This window comes from Rhodococcus sp. P3_B8 (assembly GCF_056402775.1).
In genome coordinates, this window is the sequence record NZ_JBFUGT010000699.1 from 1 (window position 1) to 576 (window position 576).

Sequence of the window (576 nt, forward strand, 5' to 3'; positions counted from 1 at the left end):
GGACCCGGTAAGGCCACCAACGTGCCGATCCTCGACATCGAGTACACCGACGACTACGGCGCCGAGGCTCACAAGAGCAGCTTCAAGTTCAAGGGCAACAGCGGTGGCTTCACGTACTCGGACGAGACGTTCGGTGTCTCCGGTTGCGCCGGTTACGCGCAGGCCCGCTCCTACGCCAAGGTCACCGTCTCGACCGACTCGGTTGACGGCACCGTCACCCTGTGGGGACAGCCCTTCAGCCTCGGCTGACGCGTGACGCCGAAAAAAAATTGAACAATGTAATACCTCGAGGTTGGGGGCGTACGGCACTTCCGTACGCCCCCAACCTCGTTCTATGCGCTGTTACGTATGTCACAGTTCGGACACGGAGGCTGGGACGAAAGCAGATTCGGACACGTAGCTATAACATTTGGACGTTGTTTCAGCTAACTTTATCCCGTCAAGAGGTAAAGACTGCCTAACCGAACGCCGGGTAGGTGGTACCTGATGAGGGGAACGAATGAGCGAGAACCGAAAGACCGGCCTGCGCCGTGGAGCCCGCATTGCCGGCCTTGGTGCCGCTGCGGCTGTAGTCCT

Annotated in this window: 1 protein-coding gene; it reads left to right on the forward strand. The window is 59.4% G+C overall.

The window, feature by feature from the left end:
• The coding region (locus AC1D1G_RS45850; RefSeq protein WP_477954998.1) for an MspA family porin at positions 1 to 249 on the forward strand (249 nt) is incomplete at its 5' end.
• Positions 250 to 576 lie beyond the last annotated feature (327 nt).